Origin of the sequence: Mesorhizobium sp. WSM3864, from assembly GCF_002294955.1 — a bacterium.
Taxonomy (GTDB): Bacteria; Pseudomonadota; Alphaproteobacteria; order Rhizobiales; family Rhizobiaceae; genus Mesorhizobium.
In genome coordinates this window covers 252,436-273,862 of sequence record NZ_NSGD01000004.1, presented here as the reverse complement: position 1 = coordinate 273,862, position 21,427 = coordinate 252,436, and the positions used below count along the sequence as shown (strand labels likewise).

Here is a 21,427-nt window from a genome sequence, read left to right as displayed (position 1 = left end):
CACCGAAGCGGGCAATAATTGGGGCTGGCAGCAGGCCGCCAGCTCGCCAAACTCACCGTGCTCCTAAACTAAATCCACTCGCCCTCGTACTTTCCGCATGTACCTCATCTGCGTCGCGCTCCTCCTCCTCGTTGCCTTCCTCATCGCCCTTGCCGGCATTACCCGCGCCGGCGTCTGGCTGATCGAGCGTCGCAATCCGCCGATCGGCGCATTCGCCGACATCGATGGTGCCCGCATCCACTATATCCACGTCCCCGCCGCCGGCGCCGGTCTGCCGCCTGTCGTCTTCATCCATGGCGCCAGTGCCAATCTCACGGACCAGATGCTGCCGCTGAGGCCCCTGCTCGAGGGCCGCGCCGAGCTGCTGTTCCTCGACCGACCGGGCTTCGGCTGGTCCGAGCGCGGCGACAACGAAACGCTGGCGGCGCAGGCCGACACTGTCGCTGCGCTGATGGATCGGCTCGGCATCGCAAGGGCGATCATCGTCGGCCATTCCTTCGGCGGCGCGGTCACCACCGCCTTCGCGCGCCAGCATCCGCAAAAGACGCTCGGCCTCGTCTTCCTGGCGCCCGTCAGCCATCCGTGGCCGGGCGGCGCGACCGCCTGGTATTACAAATTGACGGCTGTTCCGGTGGTCGGCTGGCTGTTTTCCGAGACCATTGCTTCCGCCGCTGGCATGCTGCGGATCGGCAATGCCACGGCCTGCGTGTTTTCACCGAACAATGTGCCGAAGGGCTATATCGGCAAGGCTTCCATTCCGCTTGTGCTGAGGCCGCCCGCCTTCCGCGCCAACGCCCGCGATGTGGCCCGACTTTACGACTATGTGCGCGCGGCCTCGCCTGGCTACCGTGAGATCAAGGCGCCGACCTTGGTCATCTCCGGCGATCGCGACAAGGTGGTCTATGCCACGGTCCATTCCGTCGGCCTCGAACGCGACATTCCCGGCGCCGAGCTGGTCTGGGTCGCGAATCTCGGCCACAAGCCCGACTGGATCGCCCCCGACCTCGTCGTCGGCGCCATCGAAAGGGCGGCCGGCGCGCCGGTCGACCTGCAGTCGATGGCGAGCGTTGTGGAAAGCCGCATCGCCGGCGACGCGCAAGGCGCTGACAGGTACCCGGAACTGAAGGTGCCGGACGCCGAGCTAGCGCCGGGCTAAGCTCGGGACCGGAAGGGTGTCGAGATTCAAATTAGGCCGAGCCGAGCAGAGCGGATTCCCAGAACCGGAGCGGACCGACTTAACCACATGAGCCCCGGAAGCGCAGGGAGGCGCGCTTCACAGGCCGGTCCCACCTGAATACGGGCATAGCTTAGTGCGTCTCTGATCCGACATAGGCGATGCGCAGCATGTTGGTCGAGCCGGGCGTCCTCAGCGGCACGCCCGCCGTGATGATGACGCGGTCGCCCGGCTTGCCAAAGCCTTCTTCGAGGGCAATGCGGCAGGCGCGGTCGACCATATCGTCGAGGTCGATAGCATCCTCCGAGACCACGCAATGCGTACCCCACAGAAGCGAGAGCCGGCGCGCCGTGTTGACGATCGGCGACAGCGCCACGATCGGCACTTGCGGCCGTTCGCGCGCGGCGCGCAGACCAGTTGTTCCAGAGGCGGTGTAGGAAATGATCGCCGACAGTTTCAGCGTCTCCGCGATCTCGCGCGCAGCGAGCGAAATGGCGTCGGCCCCGGTCGCTTCCGGTTCCGAGCGCTGGGCGTTGATGATGCCGGCATAAGTCGGGTCGGCTTCGACCTTGGTGGCGATGCGGTTCATCATCGCGACCGCCTCGACCGGGTAGGCGCCGGCGGCGGATTCGGCCGAAAGCATGATCGCGTCCGCGCCTTCGAAGACGGCGATCGACACATCCGAGACCTCCGCGCGGGTCGGCACGGGTGCGGTGATCATCGATTCCAGCATCTGGGTCGCGATCACCACCGGCTTGCCGGCGCGGCGGGCGGCGCGCGTGATCTGCTTCTGGATGCCGGGCACGGCCTCGAGCGGCATCTCGACGCCGAGATCGCCGCGCGCGACCATCAGCGCGTCGGAGAGTTCGATGATCTCGGCCAGGCGCGCCACCGCCTGCGGTTTTTCGATCTTGGCCATGATGAGGGCCCGGCCGCGCGCGATCTTGCGCGCTTCGGCCAGATCCTCCGGCCGCTGCACGAAGGACAGCGCCACCCAGTCGACGCTTGCCGCCAGCACCGCGTCGAGATCGGCGCGATCCTTTTCGGTCAGCGCGCCGACCGGCAGATCGGTGTCGGGCAGGCTGACGCCCTTCTTGTCGGAGATGCCGGTGCCGGCGACCACCGTGCAGGTGATCGACTTGCCGTCGCTCTTGACCGCCTTGAGCTCCAGCTTGCCGTCATCGATCAAAAGACGGTGACCGGCCTCGACCGAGTTCAGGATTTCCGGATGCGGCAGGTAGACGCGCTTCGACGTGCCGGGTTCCGGACTGTCATCCAGCGTGAAGGTCTGGCCGACGGTCAGCGCTTCCCTGCCATTGGCGAACTTGCCGACCCTGAGCTTTGGCCCCTGAAGATCGGCGAGAATGCCGATCGGCCGCCCAACCGCCGCCTCGACGGCCCGGATGCGGCCGACAAGCGTGCGCATCAGCTCATGGTCGGTATGGCTCATATTGATGCGGAAGACGTCGGCGCCTGCCTCGAAGAGCTTTCGCAGCATCTCCTCGGAGGAGGAAGCCGGACCGATGGTGGCGAGGATCTTGACCTTGCGGTTACGTCTCATTGATTGTTCGTTCCCGGAGCGGGGGCCGCTGGCGCGCCGCCCGTTGCGGGCTCGTCAGTCAGCTGGACCATCCAGCTTGCCTGCTCGCCCGTGTCATATTCCTGAAATCCGGCGCGCTGAAAGCCCCGGGCGACGCAATCATTCACGCCGGCAATCTTGAACTCTTTTTCGGCGACGCACATGTTGATCGGGCCGTCCCAACGCCCGCCGCGCTCGGCGTCTTCTGCATAAAGATAGTAAAACCTTGATGACAGCGGCCCCTCGATCAGCGTCTTGCAGGTCGATCCCTCGATGTGCCACCAGCCCTCGGTGATCCAACCGGCCTTCGCCCGATAGCCGATGCCGACGCCGACCAGGTTCTGCGTCGCGTTGCAGACGCGGAAGTCGGCGCGCGCCGGCGAGGTCGCGGCGAGCGCGCACAGGCCCGCGCCAAAGATCAGGAGCGGCAGGCTCAGGCGCTTGCGCAACCTGCCGGCGCAACCCAATCCAAAACCCTTGGCGAACCACATCTGCATCGTCGAAGCACCTTTTCAGCAAACTCCGGGCGCATGTCAACGCGCCGTTTTATTCAATTCCAATCGATTTAGAAGGGTCCGGTGGACGATTTGGCGTCCCATCCGGGATTCTTTGCAGAAACCGTGGCCAAACAACGGCATTGCGCCTCAGTCCTCTTCGTGGAATGACGATACCACCCCGCCCGGACGCCAGCGAACAGACCGTTTTCAGCCGATGACCCGATCCACAGCTTTCGCGCCCTTCGACATCGTCGAGGGCGACCGCAAGAAGGGCATCGTGCTTCTGGCCGATCACGCCCGCCGCGACCTGCCGGAAGAATATGGCAGCCTCGGCCTGCCGGCTGCCGAGTTCGATCGCCACATCGCCTATGATATCGGCGTCGAGACGGTGACGCGCGAGTTGGCGGCCGCGCTCGATGCGCCGGCCGTGCTGGCCGGCTTCTCCCGCCTTCTGATCGACCCCAACCGGGGCGAGGACGACCCGACGCTGATCCGCCAGCTCTATGACGGCACCGTCGTGCCGGGAAACTATCCCATGGCCGCCGAGGAGCGGGAGAGACGGCTCGACCGCTTCTACCGTCCCTATCACGACGCCGTCGGGGCGATGATTTCCTCGGTGGCGCAGGCCTCCGGCAAAGCGCCGTTCATCTTCTCGGTGCACTCCTTCACCCCTCGCATGCAAGGCTTCATCCGCCCCTGGCATGTCGGCATCTTGTGGGACCGCGACGACCGCGTTGCGCGGCCGCTGATCGACATGCTGGCCGAAGACAAGGCGCTCATCGTCGGCGACAACGAGCCCTATGACGGCGCGCTGCGCGGCGACACCATGTTCCGCCATGCCATTGTCAACGGCTATGCCCATGCCCTGCTCGAGATCCGTCAGGACTTGATCGCCGACCGCGCTGGCGCTGTTCAATGGGCGGAGCGATTGGCTCCGATCGTTGACGCCGTCGACCGCCGTGCCGATATACACGAGGTGAAGATGTTCGGCTCGCGCACCGGGCCGGCCTAAAAAACGGCCGAGAGGCCGGGGACCACGAAATGACCGAACTCAGCGAAGAACGGAAACGCGATTTCGAGGCCGCCGCCTTCCGCCGGCTGGTCGAGCATCTGCGCGCACGCGGTGACGTCCAGAACATCGACCTGATGAACCTGGCCGGCTTCTGCCGCAACTGCCTGTCGAACTGGTATCGCGAGGCGGCCGAGGCCGACGGCATTGCGCTGACAAAGGACGAATCGCGCGAGATCATCTATGGCATGCCCTATGCCCAATGGCAGGCGCTCAACCAGACCGAAGCCTCCGAGGCCAAGAAGGCTGAGTTCGAGGCCAGGCGGCCGAAGGATCATTGAACGGTCCTATTTGGCTCGCCCCTGCTGCTTTGTCATCCCAGGGTCTGCGCGCGTCGCTTCGCTCCTGCTCGCCCATGGATGGCGAAGGAGGCGTTTCGGCCAAATCTCCAAAGTAGGGCCCATTCCTCACAGGTCCGCGCCTCTTGGTCCAACGCTTCTGCCATAGCGCTTCTTGACTACAAATTGAATCGATCTAATTTGCCGCGCAAAGCATTCGGACTTCAAACCATGAGCGTGCAAACCACAAGGCAAGCCGCGACGCGCGGCCGCTGGGCCGTTGCCGGCATTTTCCTGGCCAATGGCTTTCTCACCGGCAGCTGGGCGCCGCAGATCCCGGTGTTTCTGACCCGGCTGGACATCTCGAAATTCACGCTCGGCCTGCTGATCCTGTTGTTTGGTGTCGGCGCGGTGATGGCGATGACCTGGTGCGGCCATCTCATTTCCAGGCACGGCTCGCGCCCCGTGCTGCGCTGGTTCGGCATCTGCGGCAGTTTCGGCCTGCTGGTCGTGGCACTTGCGCCCAACGTGCCGCTCGCGGCCCTCGCGATGCTCGTCTTCGGCGGCTCGATCGGCGGCATGGACGTCGCCATGAATTCCAACGCGGTGATCGTCGAACGACGGCTCTCCCGCGCCATCATGTCGTCCTCGCATGGCTTCTGGAGCCTCGGCGGCTTCGCCGGCGGCGCGCTTGGTGGCTATTCCATTCAGAACTACGGCTATCTCGCGCATGCGATTGCGGTGACGGCGCTCGCCTTTTTGGTCATCGCCTTTGCTGTTGGCTACCTCATCGCCGACGACAGGCCGCAGGCCGCCGGGCATCAGAAATTTACGCTGCCGCGGCACACAATTGTCTATCTGGTCGGGTTGATGGCGCTGCTCACCATGGTCTCAGAGGGCGCCGTGCTCGACTGGGCCGCGCTCTACCTCCAGCAGGAGCTCGGCGCCGACCTTGCGATTGCCGGCCTCGCCTATGCTGCCTTCTCCGGCGTCATGGCGCTCATGCGCTTTCTCGGCGACGGCGTGCGCAACCGCTTCGGCGCGGTGGCGACGCTGCGCGGCTCGGCGCTTGTCGCTGCCGCCGGCCTGTTCGTGGCCGGCCTCTCCCCCTCGCCTTATCTTGCCATTGCCGCTTTCGCCTTCTGCGGTTTCGGCATCGCCAATATGGTGCCGATCCTGTTTTCGGCCGGCGGCAACCAGGAAGGCTTGTCTTCCGGCACCGGCATGAGCGTCGTGACCACCATGGGGTATTCAGGAATCCTGGTGGCGCCGTCGGCGATCGGCTTCGTCGCCGAGCATTCGAGCTTCGGCCCGATCTTCGTCGCGCTTTCCGGCCTGCTGGTCGTCGTGCTGTTGATGGCAAACCTGGCTCACCGCGCCGAATTCGCCGCCGAGCCTGCGCCGGCGGAGTAGCGCTTCAGCTCTTCATGCAGAAAATCCGCGACGCGGCGGATGCGCATGCTGGTGCGCACGTCACGGTGCATTGCAAGCCACACCGGCAGCTCGGGCAAGGGAACCTCCGGCAACAGCTTCTCCAGTCGAGGATCGCGGCTAGCGAGCGGCTCCTGGCCGATGCCGATGCCATTGCCGGCCCGCACCGCCTCCCACAGCACGATCTGGTTGTCGGTCCTGAAGCGGAAGTTGCTGCGGCTGACCGGGATGCCAAACGCGGTGAGGCCGCGAACGATCTCATCGCTGCGGTCGAAACCGACCAAAGGATGGTCGACGAGATCGCTCGGCTTCTGCGGGCGTCCATGTCGGTCGAGATAGGATTTCGCAGCACATATGCAGAGCGCGATATCGGTGACCTTGCGCGCCATCAGCTCGTTCTGCGCCGGCCTGACCATGCGGATGGCGATGTCGGCGTCGCGCCGCAGCAGGTTCTCGACCTGGTTGGAAGCGACGATCTCGACCTCGATGCCCGGCTCTTCCTCGCCAAGGCGCGCCGTGATCTGCGGCAGCACGCAGGCCGCAACCACCTCCGAGGCAGCGATGCGCACCGTACCCTCGATCGCCTCGACCGAGCCCAGCGCAAGCAATGAGAATGCATTGGCCTGCTCGCTGACTGCCTTTCCGCGCCCGTAGAGTGCGCTGCCTGCCTCCGTCAGTTCGTAGCCGCGCCGCCCGCGCCGGAACAGCGTGACGCCGAGCGCCTGCTCCAGCTCGGCGATGTGGCGGCCGAGCGTCGGCTGGCTTGATGCGAGCTTGCGCGCGGCGGCCGAAAGGCTGCCGGTCTCGGCCACCGCGACGAAGCTCTTGATCAGATTCCAGTCGAATTCATTCATTCGTTTTTGAATAACAGAGTGCCAATCTTAGTCAATTTCCATTCGGGTTTGAAGACGTCAGATTAAGCGAGCAAACGCAAACAACGGAGACGAACAATGACCAAGATCGCAATTCTGGGCGCCAATGGCCGGCTCGGACGCGTGGTTGCCAAGGCCTTCATCGACGCCGGTTTCGACGTCCGCACCGTCACCCGCACCGGCAAGGTGCCGGCCGAGCTCAAGGGTGCTATTGCCGTCGCCGGCGACGCTCTGGACCGCCAGTCGCTGATCCGCGCCACGCGAGACGTCGACATCATCTTCAATGGCTTGAACCCGATCTATACCGACTGGGACAAATGCCTGCCGATGGCCGAGAACGTCATGGCAGCCTGTCGGGCGAACGGCGCGCTGCATCTCTTCCCTGGCACTGTCTATAATTACGGCTCGCCGATGCCGCAGGTGATCACCGAGGAAACGCCTTTCCATCCTACCACCGAGAAGGGCCGCATCCGCGTCGCCATGGAGGAGCTTTTCCGTCGCGAAGCCGATGCGGGCCGCGTGCGCACCATTCTGCTTAGGGCCGGCGACTTCTTCGGCGGCACCGGCAGCGGCGGCTGGTTCGATCTCGTCGTCGCCGCCAAGATGGAAAAGGGGGTCTACACCGCCGCCGGCCCGGCCAAGCTCGTGCACGAATGGGCCTATCTGCCCGACTTCGCGGTGGCCTTTGTCGCACTGGCGCGCAATCTCGATAAGCTCGGCTTTTACGAGGCCATCAATTTCCCCGGCCACGCCGTCACCGATCTCGACATCAAGGCCGCCGCCGAAAAGGCGCTCGGCCGCAAGCTGAAACTCACCTTCATGCCCTGGTGGGTGCTGCGCGCCGGCAGCCCGTTCGTAACCATGTGGCGCGAGATCGTCTCGATGTCCTACCTGCGCTTCGAGCCGCACCAGCTGGCGTCAGCGCGCCTGGAAAAGGTCATCGGCGAAATCCCGCACACCCCGCTCGCCCGAGCAGTGGCGGAAGCCATGCAAGACATCGGCATAGCCGTCGCGCCCATGCGTCAGGCCGCCTGAGCAAAGAACAACCTCAAGATGAAAACGGCCGGACTTCAAGGCCCGGCCGCAAATCGTCGTCGGTTCAGATCCTGCCCATCAAAAGCAGGATCAGCAACACTACCAGAATGACTCCCACAATCCCCGAAGGCCCATAGCCCCAAGACCGCGAGTGCGGCCATGCCGGCACGGCGCCGATCAGGATCAGGATCAGGATTATTACGAGAATTGTACCGATCGTCATTGAAAACCCTCGCCGTCTGGTTGAACTTCGAGGGAACAATGCAAAAAGCCGCCCGGTAGTTCCCGAGCGGCTTCCATGTACCTGAGTTGCGAAGTCGCCCTACTCGGCGGCTTTCGGGAAGGCGACCGCCGGCTCGGCATTGGCTTCCGCTACCGGCTCGCCTGTCGAGAGCTCGCCCTTGCCGCGGCGGAACAGGCGGCCGAACCAGCCACGCCGGGCGCCGGGCTTCACCTTGGCGCGGGTGAACACCATCAGCATCGAGGGCGTCACCACCAGCGTCAGCAAGGTGGCGAAGGACAGGCCGAAGACGATCGCCGATGACAGCGAAATCCACCATTGCGTCGATGGCGCGTTGATCGTCGTCTCGTGATGGAAGATTTCGAGACCGAGGCCGAAGGCGATCGGCAGCACGCCGAGGATCGCCGAGACCGCCGTCAACACCACGGGCCTGGCGCGTTCGCGGCAGGTCTGCAGCACGGCATCCATCTTGTCCCAGCCTTCCTCGCGCAGCCGGTCATAGGTGTCGATGAGCACGATGTTGTTGTTCACCACCACGCCGGCAAGCGCAATGACGCCGATGCCCGACATGACGATGCCGAAGGCCTCCCCTGTCAGAAGCAGCCCGAGGAACACGCCGATCGTCGCCATCACGACGCAGGAGAGAACAAGCCACACGCTGGTGAACTTGTTGAACTGCGCGAGCAGCACCAGGAAGATCAGGAAGATCGCGGCGCCGAAAGCCTTGCTGAGGAAAGCGCTCGCTTCCGCGCTGTCCTCGTTGGAGCCAGCGAGCTTCCAGCGTATGCCGCTGCCGAGATCCATGTCGGCCACGGCCTTGGTGACTTCCGCCTGCACCGCTGCCACTTGCGCGCCGGCGCTGACATTGGCTTGCACCACCACGGTGCGCGCGCCATCGATGCGGTTGAGGACGCCGACTGTCGGCTCGGGCTTCCTGACCACGAAGTTCGAGATCGGCACCGAGCCTTGCGAGGTCTGCACCCTGAGCTCGTCGAGCGTCGAGAGCGTGCGCCGGTCTTCCGGCAGACGCAGGCGAATGTCGACGGCGTCGTCGGCGCCGGCCGGCCGGTACTCCGACAGCTTGAGACCGTTCGTCACCAGCTGCACCACCGTGCCCACCGAGGTCGGGCTGATGCCGTATTGCGCCGCCTTGGCGCGATCGACCTCAAGCGCCCAGTCGACGCCGGGCGGCGGCAGGCCGTCGGAAACATCGATCACGTTGGGGATCTTGGCGATGCGCGCGGCGACGGCGCGCGCCTTGTCGTCGAGCCCGGCCGGGTCGGCGGCCGAAAGCCTGATCTGGATCGGCTTGCCGGTCGGCGGGCCGGCCTCGGGCACGCGCACTTCGACATCGACCCCGGGAATGCCGGCCATGACGCCACGCAAATCGTCGAGGATCTGGTTGGCGGATTTGCGCTCGCGCCAGTCGACGAATTCGTACTGGATCACCCCGACCACGTCTTCCGGGATGTCCTGGCCGCCGCCTTGCGTCTTGCCGACGCGCGTGTAGACCGATTTCACGCCCGGCCAGCCGAGCAGGCGGCTTTCCGCCGTCTTGGTTGCGGCGTCCATTTCGGCCAGCGAAAGGTTGCCGCGGGCATGCACATAGAGCAGGCCGTAATCCGGCTCGACGCTGGGGAAGAACTCGACGCCGGCGCCGTATTTCGAATAGGCGAAACCGACGCCGACCAGCAGGCCGACGGTGAGCAGGATGACGGTGATCGGGAAACGCACCGCCTGTTTGACCAGAGCCATATACCAGCCGTCGCGATCGCTGTCCTCGTGATGCGCCGGCGCCTTGGCGAAGATGGCGCCGAGCGTCGGCGCGAAGACCAGCGCATAGAGCATCGAGGCCGACAGCGTCACGATCAGCGTGATCGGCATGTACTTCATGAAGTCGCCGATGATGCCGGGCCAGAAGAGCAGCGGCGAGAAGGCGGCGATGCGCGTCATCGTCGCTGCGATGACCGGGCCGGCCATGCGCTTGGCGGCTAGCGCGAAGGCATCGGCCTTCGGCATGCCCTCGCTCATGCGCCGCTCGGCGAATTCAGTGACGATGATGGCATCGTCGACCAGCATCCCGACCGCCAGGATGAGGCTGAACAGCACGATCATGTTGATCGTGTAGCCCATCATCGCAAGCAGCAGGATGCCGATCAGGAAGGACGACGGAATGGCAAGGCCGATGAGCAGCGAGGCGCGCCCCGACAGCGCGTAGAGGATGACGATGAACACCAGGATGACCGCGATCATCACATGGTTCTGCAGGTCGCCCAAAAGCTGGTTGACGAAGACCGACTTGTCCTGCGTGTAGGTGACGTGCATGCCTTCCGGCATCGTCTTGATGAAGGTGTCGGACACTTCCCGAACATGGTTCAGCGTGTCGATCAGGTTGGCGCCGATGCGCTTCTTCACCTCGATGGCGATCGCCGGCTTGCCGTCGAGGCGGGTCACCGTCTCGGCGTCCTTGAAGGTGGAGCGGATGGTGGCGACGTCCTTGGCCTGCACCACGGCATTGGGCGTGGCGACGACCGGCAGCTTGGCGACGTCCTCGGGCGTCTCGATCAGCGACGGCACCTTGACCGCGTACTTGCCCTCGGAGCCTTCGAGATTGCCGGCCGCGACCAGGCTGTTGGAGGCGCCGACGCCCTGGATGACCTGATCGAGCTGGAGTCCGTAGGAGGAGAGCTTCACGGGATCGATGACGACTTCAACCAGATCGTCGCGCGCGCCCTGCAGCGAGCCTTCGAGCACGCCCGGCACCTCCTCGATGCGATCACGCAATTCGCGCGCCGCCGACGTCAGCACGCGCTCCGGCACGTCGCCGGAAAGCGTGACGACGAGAACGGGGAATTCCGATACGTTGACTTCAGTGACGGTCGGCTCCTCCGCCGCCTGCGGCAGGTCGGCCTTGGCGTCCTGCACCTTGCTGCGCGTGTCCTGCAGCGCGGTGGCCAGGTTGGTCTGCGGCTGGAACTCGACCAGCACGTAGCCGCCGCCCTGGAAGGCGGCCGAGCGCATCTCCTTGAGCCCCTTCAGGCTCTTGAGCTTGCTTTCCATCGGCCTGAGCAGCAGCCGTTCTGAGTCCTCCGGCGAAATGCCCTGGTAGATCAGGCTGACATACATCATCGGAATTGGAACGTCCGGCTCCGCTTCCTTCGGCGTCGACTGATAGGCGACCCAGCCCGCGACGAGCAGGAACATCAGCGCCGATATTGTGAGGCGGGCGTTGTGAATGGCGAGTCTGACGATGTCCATGACTTATGCCTGCTGTTTCCCTGGAAGCCGCGACATTGGCCAGCGGCGCCGGCCGAGCCGGCGCTGCGGCCGCGCTATTGCGTGCCGGCGGAGGCTTCGCTGATCAGCTTGTTGATGGTTGCCTGGTCGGCCTCGACCGGCTTCACCAGATCGCCTTCCTTCACCAGTTCCTGGCCGGCGACGATGATGCGCGCGTCCTGCGGGATGCCGCCGAGCACCAAGCCCTTCGGCGTGTCGTCGACGAGGTCGATCGGGAAGAACGCCACCTTGTCGTCCTTGCCGACGGCGCGGATGCCGAGGTCGCCCTTGTCGCCCAGCGTCACCACCGAGCGCGGCAGCATGACCGCATCGGTCGGCTGGGCGCTGAGCGTGATCTCGGCCGTCATGCCGGCGGGGATGGAGCCGTCGGCATTGGGGATGGCCACCTCGACACGGAAGGTGCGGGTCTGCGAGGAGGCGTCACGGCTGATGTAACGGACCGTGCCGGTGACTTTCAGGTCGTTGACAAGGCGCACGTTGGCCTGGTCGCCGATCTTGATGTAGCGCAGGTCGCGCTCGCTGATCTCGCCGCGCGCGATCACCGGGTCGAGCTTGAGGATGGTGGCCACCTCGCCGCCCTGCATCACCGAGCTGCCGAGCTCGACCGGCACGCGGTCGATGACGCCGTCGAAAGGCGCCTTCACTTCGTTGCGGTCGAGTTCGGCCTGCGCGGTCTCCAGCATGGACTGCGCCGCCGTCAGGTTCGACCGAGCAGTGTCGAGCTGCAGCTTGGGCAGGTTGCCGGTCTTGGCCAGCCGCTCGGCTGCGTCGAGCTCGGCCTTGCGCTGCGCCAGCAGCTGCCTGGCATTGTCGACATTCGAGAGCTTCTCCTCGGCGGCAAGCATCAGCACGAGGTCGCCGGTCTTGACGTGATCGCCCTGCTTGACCGGGAGCTTGTCGATGACACCGGCGACGCGGACAGCAAGCACAGCGCGCTTGTCGGCTTCGGTCAGGCCCGAGATCCGTATCGCCCGCGCGAAGGTTTTGCGCGGCGGCGTCACCACCGCGACGGTGCGCAATGCTGCCTTCGGCTCGGCCTCCGCCGTCTTCGGCTTTTCGGCGCCGGACTGCGCGGCTTTGCCTGCTTCTCCCTCCTTCTGGTGATCGGCGGCGCTGCCCACGGACGAGAACTCGCCCGTTGCCATCCAGGCAGCGGATCCGATCAGCACAGCAATGGCTGCAAGCTTGTGAAACCTGATTTTCGGCATCGTCATTTTTTCCGTTGCAGGCTTGGGCGAGGTCGACGGTTTCGATCCCCGGGCGCGCGGCCGATATGGGGGCGCGCGGAGCCATCTTCAATTTGCCGTGATCGGCGAAGCGCGCTTCTACCGCAAAGCCGTTGCGCAAAACAGTCAGAAACTTTGATGGATTATTGCGCCGCCGAGCTTGGGGCGCTGGTTTTTTCCGCGTTTTACATGCTGGACTGCTTGGCTTTTCTCAATCGGGGCCGGTTTTTCAGCCGATCGGACACTCAATGGCAGCAGGCGTCAGTATGATGAAGAATTTTTTTGCGAAATGACATGTCGCATTGGCATGCGGCAATCAGAGGACGCGCCCAATCCGAAAATAAATCCGATCAGGTGATCAGGTTGAGCAAGCGGAACAGCCGCTCGAATGTGCGGCCATAAGGCGGCCTGAGCAGGGCCCCGGCACTCAGCCTGGATTGGACGAAGATCGGCTTTTCCTTGCTGAAGGTGCGGAAACCCCATTCGCCGTGATAGGCGCCCATGCCGCTCTCGCCGACGCCGCCGAATGGCTGCCGTTCCTGCACCAGATGCATCATGCTGTCGTTGATCGTCACGCCGCCGGCAACGGTTTCTCGCATGATCCTTTGGCGATTGGCGCTGTTCTTGCCGAACCAATAGAGGGCGAGCGGACGCTCGCCGCGGTTCACGTGATCGATTGCCTCATCTACCGCGCCGTATTCAACGATCGGCAGCACCGGCCCGAAGATTTCCTCGCGCATCAGCCGCAAACTCTCGCCGGCGTTCCTGACCAGGACCGGCGCCATCTTGCGGTCGCTCCAGCCGAGCCTTTCATTTGCCGGGTTGACCTCGGTGACATCGGCGCCGCTTTCGCGCGCCTCGGCGATCATGTCGCTCAGGCGCCGCTGGTGCCGTTCGCTGATGATCGCCGTGTAGTCGGGATTGTCGCCCAGGCGCGGATAGAGCTGCGTCATCGCGCCGGCAAGTTTTGCGGCGATCGCCGCGCCTTGCCCTTGCGGGACCATCAGATAGTCGGGTGCGATGCAGGTCTGGCCCGCATTCAAGAGCTTGCCGTAGGCGACGCTCGCAACCGCAGCGTCGAGATCGCACGACGCATCGAAGATCGCCGGCGACTTGCCGCCAAGTTCGAGCGTCACCGGCGTCAGATTGGCGGCCGCGGCTAGCGCCACCTGCCGGCCCACCGCGGTGGAGCCGGTGAACAGGAGATGATCGAAAGGCATGGACACGAATGTCTTGCCGACTTCGGCATCGCCGACCACAACGCTCATCTCGTCGGAAGAAAAATGCTCTTCGACCAACCGGGCGAGCAGGTCCGAAAAGTTCGGCGTCAGCTCGGACGGCTTGAGCAGCACCCGGTTGCCGGCGGCTAGAGCGGCAGTTGCCGGCGCGATGGCAAGCTGGAACGGATAGTTCCAGGGCGAGACGATGCCGACGACCCCGAGCGGCTGCGGCAGAAGGCGGTTGCGCCCCGGCAGGAACGGCAGGCTGGTGGCGACGCGGCGCTCGCGCATCCAGCCGCGCAGATGCCGGATGGCGTGCTTGATGCCGGCGCGAACGACGAACAGTTCCGCAAGCCGCGTTTCCTGCGCCGCCCGTCCAGTGAAATCGCTGTCGATCGCCGTGCAGATCTCGGCTTCATGCTTTTCGGTCAGCGCCAGCAGCCGCTTCAGCCGATCCTTGCGCACTGCGAGGCCAGGAAAGGGGTCCTTCTCGAAGGCCCTGCACTGCGCCTCAAACTTGACCCCGAGAGAGTTCTGTCTGGTCTGCAGCATCGCTGCCTCCCGTTTACGTCGAGGTAAACTACTCGCGCGACGGAGGTGAATCCAGCATATCGCCGGTTCCGCAAGGGAAACCTCAGCGCCTGCTGAAACGTGCGACAGGGTTGGGCAACTAGGCTCGCCGGCGCGCTGACTCTGGCTTGATGCGCGCGGCGAGGAATTCCTTGACCCGCCGGCCCGGGGCCGGGCCGCGCATCGGCTTGAAGCCGTCGTCGAGCTCGCCCGAGAGGTCGAGCGTCGGTCGGCTGCCGACCGCGTCGTAGTTTTCCTCCAGCCAGTCGCTGGCCGCACTGCGGCCAAGGTCCCGCAGATAGGCGAGGAAGGCCCATTCGGCGTTGACCTTGGACGAGGCCGACAGATCCTTGAAAGCCTCGTCGGCATCGATGCGGTGCATGCGGATGTCGCGGTATTCGCCATGCGGCAGGCGTCCCGCCGCGATCAGTTCCTTGACGAAGGCGATCGAGCGGAATTCGCGCAGCAGCCCGGCATTGAAGGTGATCTCGTCGATGCGGTTCTGGATCTCGTTGGCACTCTTCGGCGTGCCTTCGCGCACCACCGGATTGATCTGCACGAGCAGCACGTCCTCGGTCGCCGCAGTCTTGAAGAAGGGATAGAGCGCCGGATTGCCGCCATAGCCGCCATCCCAATAGGGCACGCCCTTGATCTCGACGGCGCGGAACAATTGCGGCAGGCAGGCCGACGCCATCACCGTGTCGAGGTCGATCTCGCCATCCGAGAAGACGCGCAGCTGCCCGGTCTCGACATTGGTCGCCGAAATGAAGAGCTCCATCGACTTGCAGGCGTGCACGTTGCCGAAGTCGATCTCCTTCTCGACCACATCGCGCAGCGGGTTGAGGCCGAGCGGATTGGCGACGTAAGGCGAGAAGACCCGCGACATGGTGTCGAAGAAGAAATAGCCGGGCGTGTTCTCGATCGACCAGTTCCCCCAGACCACGTCCCACGGCATGCGTTGCACCGGGCTGAACCGCCCCTTCGAGGCCACAGCACGCCAGAAATCATCGAGCTTTGTGCGCGCGCCCTCGACGCCGCCGCGCACGAAGCCGTCGGCCAGCGCCACCGCATTCATCGCGCCGGCGCTGGTGCCGGACACGGCAGCGATCTCAAGCCGCCCGTCTTCGAGCAAACGATCGAGCACGCCCCAGGAGAAGGCGCCGTGCGAACCGCCGCCCTGAAGCGCGATGTTGATCTTCTTCTTGTCCCCCGCCTTGCCGTTCTTCGCCATGGCGTTCCTTGTCTCGATGTGCCGGCCTGCCCCTGCGTCATTGGAGCGGGACCGCTGCCGTCAGCCTATGTTGCAGCGCAGCATATAAGGACGGACCAAGGCAAGAACACGAGCACACAAGCGTGATCGGGTGAAATTTCGCTCATGAAAAAACTGTCCGCTGCCGGACGCGGAGTATTGCATTAGGGTTTGCTCGCGGCGTCAGGCGACGAGATCGGGCACCGGCCCGACATAGCGCGACTGCGGCCGGATCAGGCGTCCGGTCGCCTGCTGCTCGCGCGCATGCGCAATCCAGCCGGCGACGCGGCCGGCGGCAAAGACGTTGGAGAACGCCTCCTTCGGGAAGCCCGCGGCTTCGAGCAGGAGCGCGGTATAGAATTCGACGTTGGTCTGGATCGAGCGTTGCGGCTTGGCGACCTTGAGCACGTCGAGTGCCGCCTGCTCCACCGTCTCGGCGAAGGCCAGCCGGCGGCCGGACTCATTTCGTGTGCCCAGCCGCCGCACGACGGCTTTCAGCACGTCGGCACGCGGGTCGCGTACGCGGTAGATGCGATGGCCGAAGCCCATGATGCGCTCGCCGCGCGCTATCTCGTTTCGCAGCCAGGCGGCCGCGTCGCCGCTCGCCTCGATCGCGTCGAGCATCTCGATCACCGGCCCCGGCGCGCCGCCATGCAGCGGGCCTTTGAGCGCGCCGAGCCCGGCCAGGATCGCCGAGGTCAAGCCCGCCTGCGTCGACGCCACCACCCGCGTTGCGAAGGTCGAGGCATTGAGCCCATGGTCGCAGACTGTCACCAGATACGTATCGAGCGCCTTGGCAAGGGCCGGCGACGGCGTGCCGGAGAGCATTCGGAGCATGTCGTTGGCATGATCGGCGCGTGCGTCCGGAGTCAGAGGCTTCTCGCCGCGTCCGAGCCGCAGCAGGGCCGGAGTTAGCACCGCCGGCGCCGCGATCAGCCGGAGCGCGTCGGCGAGCGACTCGCCGTCGGGCAGAAGGGCGATGCCGGCGCGCATACCGCTGTAGACGTCGAGCGCTGGAAGTTCAGCGAGCATCGGCTGCAGCCGTTCGAACATCTCGACACGCGCATTGCCGATCGCCTTCTCCAGCTCGTCGTCGCCGGGAAGCTCGTCAAAGAACCCGTCGAACAAGAGGCGGACCACCTGGCCGTAGCGCCAGTGCCCGGCGAGTTCCGCCAACGAATGGCCTCGGATGGTGAGATGGCCGCCCGCGCCGTCGACATCGGAAAGAACCGTCTCCGCCGCCACAACATCATCGAGCCCATTTGCCATGACTGTCTCCTTGGCCCTTTGTGCACTGCAGTTAATGCTCTACAATCAACGCATCAATCTTGATCAACTGAATCAATATGAGGCGGTGCGGACTTGTCCGAATGGCTGACGCGGGAGGAAGCGCTGGCGCGGCTCAAGGTCCGGCCACAGACGCTTTACGCCTATGTCAGCCGCGGCCGCATCGGCATGCGGCCCGACGGGGCCGATCCGCGCCGCAGCCAGTATCGAGCCGACGACATAGCCGCGCTCGCCACCCGCCGGGCGCGCGGGCGCAGCCCCCAGGCGATCGCCGAAAGCGCCATCGCCTGGGGCGAGCCAGCGATCACCACTGCCATCTCGACCGTGCTGCACGGCCGCCTCGTTTATCGCGGCAAGGATGCCGTTGCGCTTGCCGCGACAGCGACGCTGGAGGAGGCAGCAAGCCTGCTTTGGGCATCCGGCGCCGCGATATCCTTCGCATCGCTGACGCCTTCGATCGTTCGCGAGAGCGGCACCCCGACGGCCTTTGCAAGATTGTCGGCGCTTGCCGCGGCTGGCCGGCCTTCGCTCGCCCGCAGGCCGGGCATGCTGCAGCAGGATGGCGCCAGCGCCACCAGCGTGCTCGCGACGTCACTCGGTGCAAGCCCGGGGGCGGAGCCGGTGCATGAAAGGCTGGCGCGCGGCTGGTCGGTCGACGCTGCCGGTGCCGATCTCATCCGCAAGGCGCTGGTGCTTTTGGCCGATCACGAGCTCAACGCCTCGACCTTCGCCGCACGCGTCGCCGCTTCGACCGGCGCGCCGATCGTGGCCTGCCTGCTTGCCGGGCTCGCTGCCCTTACCGGCCCGCGTCATGGCGGCGCCGGCGCCGCGGCCATCGCCCTGGTCGAGGATGCCGAGCGGCTCGGGCCGGACGAGACGATCGCGCGCTGGCTGGCCCACGACCGGCCGCTGCCCGGCTTCGGCCATCAGCTTTACCCCGAAGGCGATCCGCGCGCCGAGGCTCTGCTGCCCGACCTCGATATCGCTGACGGTCTGCTGCATCTGCGCGACGCCGTCCTTGCCGCGACAGGCATGCGCCCGAATGTCGACTTCGCGCTGGCCGCGCTGACGCGCAGCCTCAATCTCCCCGCCGACGCGCCCTTTCGCCTGTTCGCGCTCGGTCGCAGCATCGGCTGGACGGCGCATGCCATCGAGCAGGTGACGAGCAACAGGCCGATCAGGCCGCGAGCCCGCTATGACGGCCCTGCAGGAACACCTGACGGCTAGCCATCACGACATGGTGTCGAGCTTGCGCTGCATGGCGGCGATCTGCGCCTTCAATTCCTGCAGGTCGTCGGATTTCTCGTCCTTCTTCGACGGCTCGGCGGGCGCCGCGGAATTGGGGCCGGCTGACGGGAACGGCGTGAACATGCGCATCGCGTTCTGGAACATCTCGACGTTGCGCCGCGTCTGTTCCTCCAGCGCCTTCATCGGCGTCTTCATCATGTCGATCGGCGTCTTGCCGAAGGCGCCCTTCAGCTGCTCGCGGAAACGCTCCTGCTCCTTGGAGAAGGCGATCATCGACTGTTCGAGGAAGCTCGGCACGATCATCTGCATCTGGTCGCCGTAGAAGGAGATCAGCTGGCGCAGAAACGGGATCGGCAGCATGTTCTGCCCGTCCTTGTTCTCCAGCTCGAAGATGATCTGGGTCAGCACCGGATGCGTGATGTCGTCGCCGGTCTTGGCGTCCTGCACGGTGAATTCTTCGCCCTTCTTGACCATCTCGGCCAGATCTTCGAGCGTGACATAGGTGCTGGTGCCGGTGTTGTAGAGCCGGCGGTTGGCGTATTTCTTGATGACGATCGGGTCGTCTTTTGCGGCCATCCGTATCCTCCCCAGGATACCGGCGCGTTCACAGTAAGCGGCCGGTAACGATTGCGCCATTTGTCGAGGATATGCGCAAAAGCGTCACAATTCCAAGCGGTTTGTGCAGTGCGGCATCAATTAATGCCGAAAGGGCGGGCCAAATTGTGCTGCAGCGCGATGGCCACGCCGTCACGATAAGCGCTCGACTTGCTTGCCGCGCATGGCGGCCATGCCGATTTCCGGTTTGACTCAGGTGCTTGAACGGGCAAGAAAGTCTCCAAGGATAGCCTAACGACACCTCGAAGCCTGGAGAAGAAAATGTCCGCTTCCAATTCAATCGTCGTCGCCAGCGCAGCCCGCACAGCAGTCGGCTCCTTCAACGGCAGTTTCGCCGCCACGCCCGCGCACGAGCTCGGCGCGGTCGTCATCAAGGAATTGCTCGCGCGGGCCAAGGTCGACCCGGCGGAGGTGGACGAAGTCATCCTGGGTCAGGTGCTGACCGCCGCTCAGGGCCAGAACCCGGCCCGCCAGGCTTCCATCAATGCCGGTCTGCCCAAGGAGACGACTGCTTGGGGCCTCAACCAGGTTTGCGGCTCGGGCTTGAGGGCCATTGCGCTCGGCATGCAGCAGATCGCCACCGGCGACGCCAAGGTGATCGTCGCCGGCGGCCAGGAATCGATGTCGCTGTCGCCGCACGCCCAGCACCTGCGCGCCGGCGTCAAGATGGGCGACTACAAGATGATCGATACCATGATCAAGGACGGCCTATGGGATGCCTTCAACGGCTACCATATGGGCAACACCGCCGAGAACGTCGCTCGTCAGTTCCAGATCACCCGCGAAGTCCAGGACGAGTTCGCGCTGGCCTCGCAGAACAAGGCCGAGGCGGCGCAGAAGGCCGGTAAGTTCAAGGACGAGATCGTCGCCGTCACCATCAAGGGCAAGAAGGGCGACACCATCGTCGACCAGGACGAATACATCCGCCACGGCGCTACGCTGGATGCCATGACCAAGCTGAAGCCGGCCTTCGACAAGGACGGCACCGTCACCGCCGCCAATGCTTCGGGCATCAATGACGGCGCCGCCGGCGCGCTGCTGATGACCGAGGCCGAGGCTGCCAGGCGCGGCATCACCCCACTGGTCCGCATCGCCTCCTGGGCGACCGCCGGCGTCGATCCGGCGATCATGGGCACCGGCCCGATCCCGGCCTCGAAGCGGGCGCTGGAGAAGGCCGGCTGGTCGGCCAAGGACCTCGATCTTGTCGAGGCCAACGAGGCCTTCGCCGCGCAGGCCTGCGCCGTCAACAAGGGCATGGGCTGGGATCCCTCGATCGTCAACGTCAATGGCGGCGCCATCGCCATCGGCCATCCGATCGGCGCCTCGGGCGCCCGCGTGTTCAACACGCTGGTCTACGAGATGCGCCGCCGCGGCGCAAAGAAAGGCCTCGCGACGCTTTGCATCGGCGGCGGCATGGGCGTTGCGATGTGTGTGGAAGCCTTGAACTGAGCGAATGGCGAACTGAGCGAATAGCGAATGGGGAGTAGCGAATAGGGGAAATGGCGTTGCGCCACGGGACATAGGATCTCTACTCGCTATTCGCCACTCCCTATTCGCTCTTCCGACCAAAGGGAGGAAATGCATGAGCAAGGTAGCAATCGTCACGGGCGGATCGCGCGGCATCGGTGCGGCGATATCGGTGGCCCTGAAGAATGCCGGCCATTCGGTCGCCGCGAACTATGCCGGCAATGACGAGGCGGCCCAGAAATTCAAGGCCGAGACCGGCATCCCCGTCTACAAATGGTCGGTCGCCGATTATGACGCTTGCGCCGCCGGCATCGCCCAAGTCGAGGCTGATCTCGGCCCGGTCTCGGTGCTGGTCAACAATGCCGGCATCACCCGCGACACCATGTTCCACAAGATGACTCGCGAGCAGTGGAAGGAGGTCATCGACACCAACCTTTCCGGCGTCTTCAACATGACGCATCCGCTATGGAACGGCATGCGCGATAGGAAGTTCGGCCGCGTCATCACCATCTCCTCGATCAACGGCCAGAAAGGCCAGATGGGCCAGGTCAATTATTCGGCCTCGAAAGCCGGCGATATCGGCTTCACCAAGGCGCTTGCCCAGGAAGGCGCCCGCGCCGGCATCACCGTCAACGTTGTTTGCCCCGGCTACATCGCCACCGACATGGTCATGGCCGTGCCGGAAAAAGTGCGGGAATCGATCATCGCTCAGATCCCGGTCGGCCGTCTCGGCGAGCCGGAGGAGATTGCGCGCTGCGTCGTCTTCCTCGCCTCGGAAGACGCAGGCTTCATCACCGGCTCGACGATAAGCGCCAATGGCGGCCAGTATTTCGCCTGAGATCTTACTGGCCTGAACTCTTCTGACACCGATGGCAGACGGCCCGCCGCAAACGGGCCGCCTGTTTTTGTCTGCGCAGCGGCGGCACCGGGTGGGCATGCCTCAATTTGGCACGCAAAAGTTAACGGCCTCCCCGCGCCCTGTGGGAAACCCGGTTCACAAGCTGTGGATTTTCGGTGCACAAGCTTTGGACAACACCATATCTAGGGGTGAACAAAACAGGAAGTTTTGCAG

The 21,427-nt window shown here is 64.7% G+C and carries 18 protein-coding genes; 8 read left to right on the top strand and 10 right to left on the bottom strand.

Going from position 1 to position 21,427, the window contains the following annotated elements; all coding sequences use genetic code 11:
- The first annotated feature begins 97 nt into the window (after positions 1-97).
- Positions 98-1,156 carry an alpha/beta hydrolase gene (locus CK215_RS11635; protein ID WP_095831006.1) on the top strand — a complete coding sequence of 353 codons (1,059 nt, stop codon included), beginning with the start codon at positions 98-100 and terminating at the stop codon, positions 1,154-1,156.
- Between the two features lie 151 nt (positions 1,157-1,307).
- Here CK215_RS11635 and pyk read toward each other — a convergent pair whose 3' ends face one another.
- Positions 1,308-2,735 carry a pyruvate kinase gene (pyk, locus tag CK215_RS11630; protein WP_067001918.1) on the bottom strand — a complete coding sequence of 476 codons (1,428 nt, stop codon included), beginning with the start codon at positions 2,733-2,735 and terminating at the stop codon, positions 1,308-1,310.
- The gene (locus CK215_RS11625) at positions 2,732-3,250 is read right to left on the bottom strand and encodes a DUF1036 domain-containing protein (RefSeq protein WP_170950279.1); all 519 of its coding nucleotides are present in this window, start codon (positions 3,248-3,250) and stop codon (positions 2,732-2,734) included. Before CK215_RS11625 ends, pyk begins: the two co-directional genes overlap by 4 nt.
- 214 nt (positions 3,251-3,464) lie before the next feature.
- Here CK215_RS11625 and CK215_RS11620 point away from each other — a divergent pair, with 214 nt between their 5' ends.
- The 3 genes from CK215_RS11620 (at position 3,465) to CK215_RS11610 (ending at position 6,010) form a co-directional block, all read left to right on the top strand.
- Positions 3,465-4,262 carry an N-formylglutamate amidohydrolase gene (locus CK215_RS11620; RefSeq protein WP_095778126.1) on the top strand — a complete coding sequence of 266 codons (798 nt, stop codon included), beginning with the start codon at positions 3,465-3,467 and terminating at the stop codon, positions 4,260-4,262.
- 29 nt (positions 4,263-4,291) lie between these two features.
- Complete coding sequence (locus CK215_RS11615) at positions 4,292-4,600, top strand: DUF1244 domain-containing protein (RefSeq protein ID WP_067001913.1); 309 nt, start codon at positions 4,292-4,294, stop codon at positions 4,598-4,600.
- A 228-nt stretch (positions 4,601-4,828) separates the two neighbouring features.
- Positions 4,829-6,010 carry an MFS transporter gene (locus CK215_RS11610; RefSeq protein WP_067001910.1) on the top strand — a complete coding sequence of 394 codons (1,182 nt, stop codon included), beginning with the start codon at positions 4,829-4,831 and terminating at the stop codon, positions 6,008-6,010.
- Here CK215_RS11610 and CK215_RS11605 read toward each other — a convergent pair.
- On the bottom strand, positions 5,968-6,882 hold the full coding sequence (locus CK215_RS11605) for a LysR family transcriptional regulator (protein WP_095831005.1): 915 nt from the start codon (positions 6,880-6,882) through the stop codon (positions 5,968-5,970). The two genes, CK215_RS11610 and CK215_RS11605, sit on opposite strands and share 43 nt — an antisense overlap.
- Before the next feature lie 96 nt (positions 6,883-6,978).
- Here CK215_RS11605 and CK215_RS11600 point away from each other — a divergent pair, with 96 nt between their 5' ends.
- Positions 6,979-7,935, top strand: a complete 957-nt coding sequence (locus CK215_RS11600) for an SDR family oxidoreductase (RefSeq protein WP_095831004.1) — start codon at positions 6,979-6,981, stop codon at positions 7,933-7,935.
- A 64-nt stretch (positions 7,936-7,999) separates the two neighbouring features.
- Here the strand turns inward: CK215_RS11600 and CK215_RS11595 are convergent, their stop codons facing one another.
- From CK215_RS11595 to CK215_RS11570, 6 genes are all read right to left on the bottom strand, one after another.
- A complete protein-coding gene (locus CK215_RS11595) occupies positions 8,000-8,158 on the bottom strand; it encodes a DUF3309 family protein (RefSeq protein WP_040991775.1) in 159 nt (52 codons plus the stop codon).
- Positions 8,159-8,257: 99 nt separating this feature from the next.
- A complete protein-coding gene (locus CK215_RS11590; RefSeq protein WP_095831003.1) occupies positions 8,258-11,434 on the bottom strand; it encodes an efflux RND transporter permease subunit in 3,177 nt (1,058 codons plus the stop codon).
- Positions 11,435-11,508: 74 nt separating this feature from the next.
- Positions 11,509-12,681, bottom strand: coding sequence for an efflux RND transporter periplasmic adaptor subunit (locus CK215_RS11585; protein ID WP_095831122.1), 1,173 nt, complete (start codon positions 12,679-12,681; stop codon positions 11,509-11,511).
- A 368-nt stretch (positions 12,682-13,049) separates the two neighbouring features.
- Positions 13,050-14,471, bottom strand: coding sequence for a coniferyl aldehyde dehydrogenase (locus tag CK215_RS11580; RefSeq protein ID WP_067001899.1), 1,422 nt, complete (start codon positions 14,469-14,471; stop codon positions 13,050-13,052).
- A 118-nt stretch (positions 14,472-14,589) separates the two neighbouring features.
- The gene (locus tag CK215_RS11575; protein WP_095778120.1) at positions 14,590-15,720 is read right to left on the bottom strand and encodes a patatin-like phospholipase family protein; all 1,131 of its coding nucleotides are present in this window, start codon (positions 15,718-15,720) and stop codon (positions 14,590-14,592) included.
- A 201-nt stretch (positions 15,721-15,921) separates the two neighbouring features.
- Complete coding sequence (locus CK215_RS11570) at positions 15,922-17,007, bottom strand: citrate synthase/methylcitrate synthase (protein WP_095831002.1); 1,086 nt, start codon at positions 17,005-17,007, stop codon at positions 15,922-15,924.
- A gap of 93 nt (positions 17,008-17,100) precedes the next feature.
- Between CK215_RS11570 and CK215_RS11565 the strand changes: the two genes are divergently transcribed.
- On the top strand, positions 17,101-18,252 hold the full coding sequence (locus tag CK215_RS11565; protein ID WP_095831001.1) for a citrate/2-methylcitrate synthase: 1,152 nt from the start codon (positions 17,101-17,103) through the stop codon (positions 18,250-18,252).
- A gap of 3 nt (positions 18,253-18,255) precedes the next feature.
- On the opposite strand, the gene phaR is transcribed toward CK215_RS11565, so the two are convergent.
- Positions 18,256-18,849, bottom strand: a complete 594-nt coding sequence (gene phaR / locus CK215_RS11560) for a polyhydroxyalkanoate synthesis repressor PhaR (RefSeq protein ID WP_067001892.1) — start codon at positions 18,847-18,849, stop codon at positions 18,256-18,258.
- A 300-nt stretch (positions 18,850-19,149) separates the two neighbouring features.
- Between phaR and CK215_RS11555 the strand changes: the two genes are divergently transcribed.
- Together CK215_RS11555 and CK215_RS11550 are read left to right on the top strand one after the other, a co-directional pair.
- Positions 19,150-20,337 (top strand): acetyl-CoA C-acetyltransferase, encoded by a 1,188-nt coding sequence (locus CK215_RS11555; RefSeq protein ID WP_067001890.1) that lies wholly within the window; start codon positions 19,150-19,152, stop codon positions 20,335-20,337.
- Between the two features lie 133 nt (positions 20,338-20,470).
- The gene (locus tag CK215_RS11550) at positions 20,471-21,193 is read left to right on the top strand and encodes a beta-ketoacyl-ACP reductase (RefSeq protein ID WP_095831000.1); all 723 of its coding nucleotides are present in this window, start codon (positions 20,471-20,473) and stop codon (positions 21,191-21,193) included.
- Positions 21,194-21,427 lie beyond the last annotated feature (234 nt).